Below are 12,305 nucleotides of genomic sequence, written 5' to 3' on the forward strand. Positions count from 1 at the left end.
GGCGCCATAAAGAAGCCCGCTGCATTTTGTGCACCGGGCTTCTTTATTTCACAATAACAGTGCGCCGTTCGTAGCTCAGCACGGTAAACACGCCCAGCCCGCCCTGCACCGTGGATTTTATAGCCGCAGGCTGCGCAAACGGATTACCGTTCGCACTGCGCGCATCCTGCACCGACTGCTGAAACTGATAATAAGGCCGGTCGAGGTGGAAAAGGCTGACCACCAGCGTATCATTCGGCTCGAAATCGTAGCTGGTGCCCAGGGTGAATTCCTGGCCATTGTTGAGGCGGTCTTCGGGGTATAATCTACTTCCGGTTCCCGGGAAACCCGGTTGCGATGCACCTGAAAGCGGTAATAGTCGCCGGGGGTGGCGGGGTCGTGAAAGCGGACCAGCACGTAGGCACGGCGCTGGTCATCGGGCTTGTCGTTGAATTTCCACTCTACGGTATCAATGGGAACCAGCGCGGGCATGGTGGCCGTGCCGGTTACGTGGCGCCCTTTAGTATCGGTTACGTCCAGCGTAAAAGTGTCGCCGGGGCGGGCCTGGACGGGCCGGGTGCCGCGGTGCGTGAAGGCCTTTTGCATTAGAGAGTCATAGGCGGGGGCAAACGGAATGGTATCGGTGAGGCCGCCGGGGCCGGAAAGCACCACGCGCACATCCCGGGGCACGGCGGGGGTGGGGGAGGCCAGGTACTCGGTGCTTTCCGTAACGGTGAGCTGTGGCACCTGCCCCGGGGTGAGGTAAAACTCTACCACCAGCTGGGCAGGGTAGGCCGGCAGCTCCACATCAATATCTTTCTGCAGCCCGCAGCCCGCCAGTAACGTGGCCAGCAGGCCGGAAAGCAGATAGAATCCGCTTCTGGCCCGGGGCTGGCCGGAGGTGTTCCGGGTACGTTTCATCCGTTCAGAATCCGTTTGCATCAGCGGTTAAAACTTGAAATTGTACGTTACCGAAGGGATAACCGGAAACAGCGAAACCTGCCGGGCCCGGTAGCCGGTTACCTCGCTTTTATCCTCGTTTTTCACCTGGTCGAAATACACGAAGTAGGGGTTGCGGCGGTTGTAGGCATTGTATACGCTGAAAGTCAGGTCCGACTCCGGGAACCAGCGCGTGGGCAGTAGCTTCCAGACCAGGCCCAGATCGAGGCGGTGGTAGGGCGCCAGGCGGTAGCCGTTGCGGTTCGGGTAAACGGGCACCGGGTCGGCATCGGCCCCGTAGATATCCTGAAAAACAAAGCGTGCCAGGGGCAGCGTGGTAGGATTACCGGAGCTGAAGGTGAGGGCGCCCGTTAGGTTTACGCGCTTGGAAAGCTGGTGCAGGCCCACCACCGTCAGGCTATGGCGCCGGTCGTAGGTGGGGTAAAACAGCTCGCCATTGTTGATGCCGGAGGTGCCGCGCTGGGCCGGGAAGCGGCGCTTGGTCCAGGCCAGCGTGTAGCCAATCCAGCCGGTGGTGCGGCCCGTTTTCTTTTCCAGGTACAGCTCATTGCCGTAGGCGAAGCCCTTCCCAAACAGGAATTCCGCATCCAGCTCGGGGTTCACGAACAGCTGGGCCCCGTCCCGAAAGTCCACCTGATTGCGGGACCATTTGTAATACACTTCATCAGACAGCAGATAAGTGCCGCCGCCAAACAGAAAGCTAAGCCCGGTAGAAACCTGCTGGCTGCGCTGGGGCTTCACCGAGAGCCGCGAAGGGTACCAGATATCCGTGGGCAGGGAGGCGCCGGAGTTAGTAACCAGGTGCAGGTATTGGTACATCAGCGCGTAGCTGCCTTTCAGGGCAAGCTTGGGCGAAAGGGTATAGCGGGCCGATAGGCGCGGCTCCAGCCCGCCGTAAGCTTCGGTGCCGCTCCGGAAGCCTGTCAGGCGCAGGCCATATTCCAGCTGCCACCGGTCCGAGGCCCGGAAATTATCCGTGGCATACAGCCCGCCTTCCTGCCCCGAGTAGGTTACATCCTGCCCAAAATTCAGGCGCCCATCGGTAGAGCCGGCTTTCAGGCGGCCCACCCCAAAGTGGTGCTGCGTGCCCATGGCCCCAAACCGGATAGTATGCCGCTCCGAGGGCGTGTACTCAAAGTCCGTTTTCAGGGAGTAGTCCTGAATGGTGGAGGCCAGGTTGAAGCTGAACTGGTCCAGCTTGTTGGTAATGCTGTACTGGTAGTGCGTGAAAGCGGCCGTGGTATTGGCATACAGCCGCTTGTTGAACACGTGGTTCCAGCGGGTGGCAGCCACCCCGTTGCCCCAGTTAAAATTGAAGTTGAAGCCGTTGGTGGAGTTGAAGCCAAACTTATCCTGCCCGTAGTAGCCCGTGAGATACACCCGATCCTTCTCGCCCAGGGTGTAGTTGGCCTTGGCGTTGAAATCGTAGAAATAATAATCCGGAATAGGGTTGAAGTCGGGGTCGTCGGCGTTGGCTTTGTTGATCTGGCGGGTGAAGATGTCGAAGTAAGTGCGGCGGCCGGAGAGCAGAAAGGAGCCTTTGTTCTTGACAATGGGCGCTTCCACCGTCAGGCGGGAGGAAATCAGCCCCAGGCCGCCCGTTACGCTGGGCTTCTGGTTGTTGCCCTCGCGCAGCTTGACATCCACTACGGAGGAAAGCCGACCGCCGTACTGGGCTGGAAAGCCGCCTTTGTACAGGTCCACACTTTGCACGGCATCCGAATTAAACACCGAAAACAGCCCGAACAGGTGATTGGGGTTGTACACCACCGCATCATCCAGCAAAACCAGGTTCTGGTCAGGGGAGCCGCCGCGCACAAACAGGCCGGAGGTACCTTCGCCGCCGTTCTGCACGCCGGGTTTCAGCTGCAGCGTTTTCAGGATATCCACCTCGCCAAACAGGGCCGGCAGCAGCTTGGCTTCCTTGGCCGTGAGGCGCTCCACGCTCATCTGGGTGGTTTGCAGCTTCTGCTCCAGCGTACCCGATGACTCTACTATCACCTCGCCCAGCTCATTGCCGGCCAGGGCCAGCTGCAGATTCAGCTGCTGGTCGGCCCGCAGGTTCACGGTGCGCGTCAGGGTTTGATAGCCGATAAAGGAAACCACCAGCTCGTGGCGGCCGGCCGGCAGCACCAATAGATACTTGCCGTTAGCATCGGCCGTAACGCCGGTGTTTAGCGCCGGCACAGCTACGGAGGCGCCCGGCAGGGTTTCAGCATTGCTGAGCACCTTGCCTTGCAGCGTGTAGGTGCGCTGTTGGGCCAGCACAAAAAAGGGAAGCAGCCAAATCCCACAGGCCACCCATAAACATCGAAACACGGAAACAGGCATCAGCAGCACGGTATATCACAAAGCACCGCAAAGGTAGCCGAAAGGCTTTACCCAGGGTGGTCCTCTGTGAAATGCTGGCAGCGCCCGAATGTTTTCAAATTTAGCCGGCCTGCATATAGGGCTGCACCACCTGCGCCAATTGCTGCGCCGGCACCACGCCCGCCTGCCGCCACACCGGCTGCCCTTTATGAAACAGAATCAGGGTGGGAATACTCTGCACCCGGAACTGCTGGGCCGCCGCCTGGTTGCGGTCTACATCCACTTTTATCACCTTCAGCTTGCCCTGGTGCTGGGCCGCTACCTGCTGCAGAATGGGCGCCATGGTTTTGCAGGGGCCGCACCAATCGGCATAAAAATCGACTAGGACCGGCATGCCGGGGCTATTGATGAGTTCGGAGAATGATTTCTTAGGCATGGCGGCTACTATTTACAAGGCGAATACTGGGTACTGGCTCGGCAGGGAGCCACGGGCACAAAAAAAGCGTCCGGAACTCTCTGGCTCCAGACGCTTTATACGGGTATTCTGAAAAAGCTACTTGCCCTTCTTTTCCACTACGGTCACTTCGTTGCCGGTTTCGGGGAATTGAAAGCGGCCCCCCACTACTTTTTTGCCGGCCACCTGGCACTCCCAGGTATAGCGGCCGGGCGTAGTGCGGGCGGCCTCATTGTTGTCTGACTTGAAGTAGTCGCCGTTCAGAGGGTCGGCGGGGTACATCACGTCCACGCCATTCTGGCCCTTTTCAATGTCTTTTACCAGGATGTACTGTTTGCCGTTATCATTGGTCACGATAAACTTGGCGGTATAGGTACCCAGCTGGCCGTATTTATCCATTACACCCAGCTTAATGTAGGCGTCCGTGGATACCATCCAGGTTTGTGCCTGGGCGCTGGTGGCGCGGAAAGCCAGCAGCAGCAGCAGCAGGCCAGCTACGCGCAGCACACGGGTTAAGGATGAGGAATTGTTGCGGGTAGAAGTTTGCATGGTGCGAGTAAATAAGAGTGTGACAAGCGGAAGCGGCAGGACGCCAGAAGAGCAATTAAAAGCTGGCTGAAGCATGAGAATGCGAAGCAAATACATACTCTGGCCAACCAAATATAAAAAGCCAACTCAGTAATTCACAATGATTTCAATGGAATTTTTTTGACATGCTACTAAATCTGTAATATTTGCTATCAGCCTGATAATCTGCTTTAAGACGTTTTTTTGCCTGATAATCTGGGTTGGCTACCGGAAATCGGGCAAAGCGACACGCAGGCGGTTTTTGTCTGATTTCTACAAAAGTCCTACTTCCGGCCGCACAGCGTACAGCTAGGGTGCCTCATCGGCCAACCGACATTTCTGAAACCGGAGGCAGGCGGTTGTAGCTTTGCCGCCACCGGTACTTCGCCTGAACCATTTGCTATGAGCCGCACCTTCGTGCCTTTTGCCCAACTTCGCCGGCAGCTTACTATTGTAGTGGATAGCGTAGGCCTCGGCGCGGCCCTCACGCTGGCGCACTGGCGCGGAGCCGCTACTCCAGAGGCCCTGCGCGATGATACCAGCGCCGGCTCCGTGCTGCGGGCCCTGCACGAGCCTGCCACGCCGGAACTGGCGGCCGCCGCCGTAACGGCCAATCATTTTGATGTGGATGGCTTTGTAGGCGTGTGGAGCCTGCTGCATCCGGAGCTGGCCCTCCGGCATGAGTCTCTGCTGCGGCTGGTAGCCACGCTCGGCGACTTCCGCGAAATTGACTGGCAGCATCCTCTGGCCGACCAGGCCCTGCAGCTGGTGTGCTGGCTGAATGCCGAAGAAAAAGCCCGGTTCTACGAGCCCTTCGGGGCGCCGGCCCGCCGCCGGCGCGAGGATGAAGCTTCGGCGGAGAAATTCGAGTGGTTTTTGCCCCGCTTCGCGGAAATGCTGGACAACCCGGATGCTGGCCGCACGGCCTGGGAGCCGGAGTACACACGGGTAAAGCAGGCCGTGGCCATCATGCAAAGCCCGGCCACCACAAGCACGCGTTACCCGGAAATTGGGCTGATTGTGGTGCGCACCCCGCAGCCGCTGCCGTATTACGCCCTGTTTGGCCCCACCGCCGGCACCGATATGGTGCTGAGCCTGTACGATGGGCAGCGCTACGAATTCGAGTACAAATACACCACCTGGATTGACCTGGAAAGCCGCCCCACGCTGCCGCGCCTGCGCCTGGATGCGCTGGCCCAGCGCCTCAATGCCCTGGAAACCCCGCCCCGCCGCTGGACTTTTGATGGCATTACGGACACCGGCCCGCTGCTGCGCCTGAGCGGCAAAGGCCTCAGCAAAGCCCAGCGCTACGCCGACCCCGACCAACGACCCATCTATGCTTCTTCCATTGCTCCGGAAACGATGGAAGCGGAAGTAGTGGCGTTTTTTCGCGCCGGCTACGCCGGCATCGAGCCTAAACGGTACTGGACCTGGGCAGAAATCCGGGCGGCCAGCGAAACCGTCTAAACTTCCTCGCCAAAGCCCAGCACCTGAATGGAGCTGAACCCGCCCGCGCCCTTCCGGATGTTGATCTGCGTGGTGACGCGCTCCTTCAGCGCCTCCACGTGGGAAATGATGCCGATGGTTTTGCCCGTGCCCTGCAGCATTTCCAGCGCCGAAAGCGCCACGTCCAGCGTATCGGGGTCTAGCGTACCGAAGCCCTCGTCAATGAACAGGGTATCAATCTGCGTTTTGCGCCCGGCCAGCTCCGAGAGGCCCAGCGCCAGCGCCAGGCTCACCAGAAAACTCTCGCCACCGGAAAGCGAGTTCATGGTGCGCACGCTGCTGGCTTGGTAATCGTCCTGAATCAGCAAATCGAGGTGCTGCTCGGGGTTGCGCAGGATGCGGTAGCGGTCCGTGAAACGGTGCAGGTGGCGGTTGGCCAGGTCGATAAGGCGCGCCAGCGTAAGGCCCTGGGCAAACTCGCTGAACTTCTTGCCATCGGCCGAGCCGATGAGCTCCGCGAGCTGCCGCCAGCGGCGGGCTTCCTGCTGCTGCTTTTCCAGCTCCAGGGCCAGGGCGGCATGGCGCTCCAGGCCTGACTGGTGGCTGCCCAGCCGTTCCTGCCGCTGGCCCAGCTGCTGATTGAGTGCGGCCAGCTGCTGGTTGGTGGTGGTTAATTGCGCTTCCAGCTGCTCCAAGGGCTCAGGGCTGAGGGCGCGGGCATCTTCCTGCTGCAGCTGCTGCGTGATGTCGGCCAGGGCGTGCTGGGCCGCGGCTACTTCCTGCTCGTGCTGGCGCAGCTGATCGGCCAGTTGGCGCATCTCGTGGTCGTCGAGGAGCAATGCCGGTAGGGTGGCCGGATCGGGGGCCAGACCAGCGCCGGTGAGAGCCGCCACTAACTCGTCGTGCTGCTGCTGGCGCTGCTGCTGCTGGCGTTGGGCATCCTGCTCGCGCTGGCGAAGGGCGGCGGTAGCCAAAGCCAGGGCTGTTTCCTGCTCCTGTTCCAGCTGCTGCCTGCGTTCCATCTCCCGGGCTGCCTGCTCTACAGTCGCCGCCAGTTGCTGAAGTGCGGCCGTCACGTCAGGGCCGGCAAACAACTGCTGCCGTTGCTTCTGCTGCGCCTGAATGGCGGCGTGCTGCTCCACTAACGCCTGTTTACGGGCCGACAACCAAGCTTGCAGCTGCCCCTTCTCGGCTTCGGCTTTGGCTGCCGCGGCTTTCAACTCACCCAACTCGCGCTCGGCATCGGCGCGCTGCTGCTGGCGTTGGCGAAACTCAGCACTGCGGCGGCCCGCTTGCTCCAGAAGGCCCCGGCCATTTTCTCCCTGAAACGCAATGCCGAAATTCGCCAGTAAGCTGGTTAGCATTTCTTTCACTACGGGCGTGCGCTCGGCGTTATCGGCCAGGAGCGCGGAAATTTTTTGAGCTTCAAGGGTAAAGTCCTGCGCTTGCCGGGCGGCGTGGTGGTGCTGAGTGTTGGCTTGCTGCAGCTGTAGCTCGGCGCTGGTGCGTTGGCGCGCAAGATCCTGGATGTGTTTTACGAGGGCCTTTATGGTGTCACTGGCAGCTTTTTCGTCGGCTTCAGCCAGCAGCGGGATGGGCTCGTCGGAGGGCGAAGGCTCAGGGGCCAGCTGCTCTAACATGGCCAAAAAGGTATTCAGGTGATTGAAGCGGGTACCGAGGGCGCGCACGCGCTGGCTGAGCGCCTCTTCCCGCTGCTGGTCGCGCTGAAAGCCGTCTTCGCTCACGCCCAGCACCCCGGCCAGATAGGGGTGCTCGGTGGCCCCGCACACCGGGCAGGCCTGCCCCGGGATTAGCAGCTGGCGGGTTTCAGCATGCGACAATACCAATTGCTGCAGGTGCACACTGCGGCGCAAATCGTCCCAATGCTGCTGCTGCTGCTCCTGCTCCTGGTGCAGGAAGGCTACATGGTGGCGCAGGCGGCGCAGCCAAGTGCTATGCTCAGCCGTGGCGGCGGCCTGGTCGGCGGCCAGCTGCTCCAGCTGCCGACGGGCCTGCGCGGCTTCCTTCTGATGCTGCTCAGCAGCGGTTTGCAACGTTCTTAGACGCTGTTGGGCCTCGCTTAGGCGCTGGTTGAGCTGGCCCCGCTCGGTAGCCAGGCTGTCCCAGTCCTGCGCGTTGGCCGACAGTTCCGGCAGGATATCGGCCAGCTCACTCAGGCGGGCATTGTCGGTCAGCCACTTGTCCAGGTGGTGCAGCGTGTGCTGCAGCGTATGCAGGCGGGTAGTGGCTTGGTCGGCTTCGGCCTTACTGCGCTTGCACTGCTCGTTGTTTAGGTCGTACTCCTGCTTTTCCTTAATGAGCTGGGCTTCGGCCTGGCCAATAAGGCTATCCAGCCGTTCGGCCTCGCGCAGCTCCGGCTCCTGCTGCTGCAGTACGGCCTGGGCCTGCTGGTGCACAGTTTGGGCTGCCTGGCGGGCCTGCCGCACCTGCGCCAGCTGCTCCTGCTGCTGCGGTAGCTGCCGACGGAATTGCTCGGCTTCGTGGTGCAGGCGTTGCAGATGGGTATCGGCCTGCTGGAGCAACGCCCAGGGCGTGCGGAAGGGCGCTGCCTGCTGGTGCACCGCCACGCGCTGCCGAATGGAAACCAGGGTTTCGGCCTGAAGCTGAAGCTGCTGCTGACGCTCCTGCGTAGTTTGGAGCTTGAGGCGCAGCTCCCGCAGGCGCAGCTGCCACTGCCGGGCCTCGCGCAGGTGTTCCTGGGCCGCTGTGGCGGTAGTCAGCTGGTTAGTCAGCTCCTGAATCTCGGATTCGAACGAGGATACCTCCTCCGGCGAGAGCAGCACCAGGCCCGCCAGGCCCGCGCGCAGCTGCTCTACCTGCTGGGTTTCCTGCTTGGCCCGCTCAAACGCTGCCCGCGAAATATCGGAGTACTTGCGGGTGTCGGTAATCTTCTCCAGCAGCTGAGCCCGCTCCCCGGCCGGGGCTTTCAGAAAGCGGGTGAAGTCGCCCTGCGCCAGCAAAACGGAGCGCAGAAACTGCTTGTACTCCAAGCCGCTCAACTCGGCCACGCGTACCGGCACGTTGCGCTTCATGGTTTCCAGAAACGGCCAGGTTTCCGTGCCGTCTTCTGCCACCTTCCTTTCGCTGAGCTCCATTTTGGGGTCCTGGAGGTTGCCTTCCGGCTTCCGGCGGGCGCGGTACTGGCTCCACTTGCTGCGGTACTCCTGGCCGTTTACTTCGAACTCCACTTCGGCCCAGCTTTCGCCGGTGCCGTGGCTCATCACGTGCTCGGGGCCGCTGGTTTCGTGGCGGGGCACCTGGCCATAAAGGGCCAGGGTAATGGCATCGAGAATGGTGGTTTTGCCCGCGCCGGTAGGGCCGGTAATGGCAAACAGGCCGGCATCTACCAGCGGTGTCTGGCTGAAATCGACGGTGTGCTCCCCGCGCAGGGAGTTCAGATTATAAAAGCGGACGCGGAGAATTTTCATAGGGCAAACCGACCAGGGGAGAGGCCGGGGAAAAGCAGAAGAGAAGGTCGGCAACCGGCTAATAAGCCGCCGGGCACACAGTCCACGAAGTTACGCCGAAGCGGGCGTTCCTGCGAGCTACTAAAGAAGAATAAGCAAACAGCCCATTCACCTCCCTATATTCCCCGCTTCAAAGCCCCTTGCATGAAGCTGCTGAAAGTATTTCCTCTCGCCGCGCTGCTCCTCGCGTGCCTCCCTCTCTTCGCCCAGGATCAAACCCCCAACCTGGCCGATTTGGTGAACCCGCTGATGGGCACCGATTCCAAGCCCAGTCTTTCCAATGGTAACACCTACCCAGCCATTGCGCGGCCCTGGGGCATGAACTTCTGGCTGCCGCAAACCGGCAAAATGGGCAGCGGCTGGGCCTATCAGTATTCGGCCGATAAGATCAAAGGCTTCAAACAGACGCACCAGCCTTCGCCCTGGATGAACGACTACGGGCAGTTTGCTCTTATGCCCATCACCGGGGCGCTACGATTTGAGGAAGAGGAGCGGGCCAGCTGGTTTTCGCACAAGGCCGAGGTAGTTACGCCCTACTACTACCGCGTGTACCTGGCCGACTACGACATTACCACTGAGCTGACGCCCACCGAGCGCGCCGCCCGCTTCCGCTTCACCTTCCCCAAAACCGACAGCGCCTACGTGGTGCTCGATGCCCTGGACCGCGGCTCCCACGTGCAGGTGCAGCCCCAGCAGCGCCGCATCATCGGCTACACCACCCGCAACAGCGGCGGTGTGCCCCAGAACTTCAAGAACTACTTCATTATTGAGTTCGACCACGACTTCAGCAGCACTACCGTTTACCTGGATAAAGTACTCTACGGGCAGCGGCTGGAAGCTACCGGCGGCCACACCGGGGCCGTGGTGGGCTTCAAAACCCGCAAGGGCGAGCAGGTGCAGGCGCGGGTAGCATCGTCCTTCATCAGCCCCGAGCAGGCCGAGCGCAACCTCCAGGAAATCGGTTCCAACGACTTTGAGGCCGTGAAGCAGCAGGGAAAAACGGCCTGGAACGAGCAGCTGGGCCGGGTGCAGGTGGAAGGCGGCACCGATGCCCAGCAGCGCACCTTCTATTCCTGCCTGTACCGCTCCCTGCTGTTTCCGCGCAAGTTTTACGAGCTGGATGCTGCCGGCCAGCCCGTGCACTACTCGCCCTACAATGGCCAGGTGCAGCCTGGCTACCTCTACACCGATACCGGGTTCTGGGACACCTTCCGGGCCTTGTTTCCCTTCCTGAACCTGCTGTACCCCGACGTGAACAGCCAGATTCAGGCCGGCCTCGTGAATACCTACAAGGAAGGTGGCTGGCTGCCGGAGTGGGCCAGCCCCGGCTACCGCGACATTATGGTGGGCAACAACTCGGCCTCTGTGGTGGCTGATGCCTACCTGAAAGGCGTGCGCGGCTACGACATCAACAAGCTCTACGAGGGCCTGCTGAAAGGCGCCAACGCCCAGGGCCCGCTGGAAGCCGTGGGCCGGGCCGGCGCCAGCTACTACAACAAGCTCGGCTACGTGCCCTACGATGTCAAAATCAACGAAAGCGCCGCCCGCACCCTGGAATACGCCTACGATGACTTCGCCATTGCCCAGCTCGGCAAGGCACTGGGGCGGCCCAAAAAGGAAGTGGCGCTCTACCAGAAGCGCAGCCAGAACTACCGCAACCTCTTCGACAAAGAAACCCGCCTGATGCGCGGCCGCAACCAGAACGGCACGTTCCAGTCGCCCTTCAACCCCTTTAAGTGGGGCGACGCCTTCACGGAGGGCAACAGCTGGCACTACACCTGGTCGGTGTTCCACGATATCAACGGGCTGATGACGCTCATGGGCGGCCCCAAGCCCTTTGTGGCGGCCCTGGACACGGTATTTACCCTGGCGCCGGTGTTCGATGCCTCATATTATGGCTCCGTGATTCACGAAATCCGGGAGATGCAGATTGCGGGCATGGGCAATTATGCTCACGGCAACCAGCCTATTCAGCACATGGTGTACCTCTACGCCTACGCCGGTCAGCCCTGGAAAACCCAGTACTGGGCCCGCGAAACCCTCAACCGCCTCTACCTGCCCACCCCCGACGGTTACTGCGGCGACGAAGACAACGGCCAAACCTCCGCCTGGTACGTCTTCTCGGCCCTGGGTTTCTACCCCGTATGCCCCGCCACCGACCAGTACGTGCTGGGCGCCCCGCTCTTCCCGAAAACCACCCTACACCTCGCCAACGGCAAGACCATCGTGCTGAACGCCCCCGCCAATAGCGCCGCCAACCGCTACGTGCAGGCCGTGCGCCTCAACGGCCAGTCCTACACCCACAACTGGCTCAGCCACCAAACGCTGATGCAGGGCGGAACGGTAGAGTTTGAAATGACCGATAAGCCGAATATGATGCGTGGTACGAAGGCTGAGGACGCGCCGTATTCGTTTTCAAAAGGGGAGAGGTAGAGCCGGCTATACAATCTAAATTGCCCGTCATGTCGAGCGCAGTCGAGACATCTCGCTAGTGTAGTATATGATGATTACCATCACAACATCAGCACGCAAGATGTCTCGACTGCGCTCGACATGACGCAGAAAAATTGAAGTATGAAAAATCGGTATTTGCTTTCAGGTAGTGTGGCCATGCTGAGCGCCTGCGCCACGGTAAAACCCGCCACGCCAACTGCGGTGGGGACATACAAGCCAGTCGATGCGCAGCTGTACCGCGCCATTGCCCAGCAGGACAGCCTGATGTTCGTGGCCTTCAACCAGCACGATGTAGAAAAGCTGCAAGCCTTCTTCGCCGAGGATGTGGAGTTTTACCACGACAAAGGCGGCTTATCCAACTTTCAGCAAACCATGCAGGCCTTCCGAAATATGTTCGACCAAAACAAAACCACCGGCCTGAACCGCCAGCTGGTACCGGGCACACTGGAAGTGTATCCCATCAATGGCTACGGCGCCGTGGAAACCTACCAGCACCGTTTCTGCCACGTGGAAAACGGCAAAGACGACTGCGGTACCTTCAAGAATATGATGGTCTGGCGGCTAAAGGATGGGCAGTGGAATGTAACGCGGGTGGTGAGTTATGGACATTGATACTTTTGGCTACCATGCTGTTATTAGCTGTAGTT

General features: G+C 60.5%; 7 protein-coding genes and 1 pseudogene. 3 read left to right on the top strand and 5 right to left on the bottom strand.

The genetic code is table 11. The features are described 5' to 3' along the window. Positions 1–43: 43 nt before the first annotated feature. From PK28_RS06615 to PK28_RS06630, 4 genes and pseudogenes are all read right to left on the bottom strand, one after another. A pseudogene (locus PK28_RS06615) lies at positions 44–921 on the bottom strand (DUF4249 domain-containing protein). A 6-nt stretch (positions 922–927) separates the two neighbouring features. Then, positions 928–3,207 (bottom strand): TonB-dependent receptor, encoded by a 2,280-nt coding sequence (locus tag PK28_RS06620; RefSeq protein WP_065814160.1) that lies wholly within the window; start codon positions 3,205–3,207, stop codon positions 928–930. Positions 3,208–3,370: 163 nt separating this feature from the next. Beyond that, positions 3,371–3,685: a thioredoxin gene (gene trxA, locus PK28_RS06625; protein WP_044512622.1), complete on the bottom strand. Its 315-nt coding sequence runs from the start codon at positions 3,683–3,685 to the stop codon at positions 3,371–3,373. Between the two features lie 117 nt (positions 3,686–3,802). Beyond that, positions 3,803–4,252 carry a hypothetical protein gene (locus tag PK28_RS06630; RefSeq protein ID WP_044512625.1) on the bottom strand — a complete coding sequence of 150 codons (450 nt, stop codon included), beginning with the start codon at positions 4,250–4,252 and terminating at the stop codon, positions 3,803–3,805. Between the two features lie 420 nt (positions 4,253–4,672). Between PK28_RS06630 and PK28_RS06635 the strand changes: the two genes are divergently transcribed. After that, the gene (locus PK28_RS06635) at positions 4,673–5,737 is read left to right on the top strand and encodes a DUF6687 family protein (RefSeq protein WP_044512627.1); all 1,065 of its coding nucleotides are present in this window, start codon (positions 4,673–4,675) and stop codon (positions 5,735–5,737) included. On the opposite strand, the gene PK28_RS06640 is transcribed toward PK28_RS06635, so the two are convergent. Next, positions 5,734–9,165 carry an AAA family ATPase gene (locus tag PK28_RS06640; protein WP_044512630.1) on the bottom strand — a complete coding sequence of 1,144 codons (3,432 nt, stop codon included), beginning with the start codon at positions 9,163–9,165 and terminating at the stop codon, positions 5,734–5,736. The genes PK28_RS06635 and PK28_RS06640 overlap by 4 nt on opposite strands. A 183-nt stretch (positions 9,166–9,348) precedes the next feature. Here PK28_RS06640 and PK28_RS06645 point away from each other — a divergent pair, with 183 nt between their 5' ends. Together PK28_RS06645 and PK28_RS06650 are read left to right on the top strand one after the other, a co-directional pair. Then, on the top strand, positions 9,349–11,637 hold the full coding sequence (locus tag PK28_RS06645; protein WP_071885068.1) for a GH92 family glycosyl hydrolase: 2,289 nt from the start codon (positions 9,349–9,351) through the stop codon (positions 11,635–11,637). 141 nt (positions 11,638–11,778) lie between these two features. Continuing rightward, a complete protein-coding gene (locus PK28_RS06650) occupies positions 11,779–12,270 on the top strand; it encodes a nuclear transport factor 2 family protein (protein ID WP_044512632.1) in 492 nt (163 codons plus the stop codon). Positions 12,271–12,305: the final 35 nt, after the last annotated feature.

Origin of the sequence: Hymenobacter sp. DG25B (assembly GCF_000801315.1) — a bacterium.
Lineage (GTDB): Bacteria > Bacteroidota > Bacteroidia > Cytophagales > Hymenobacteraceae > Hymenobacter.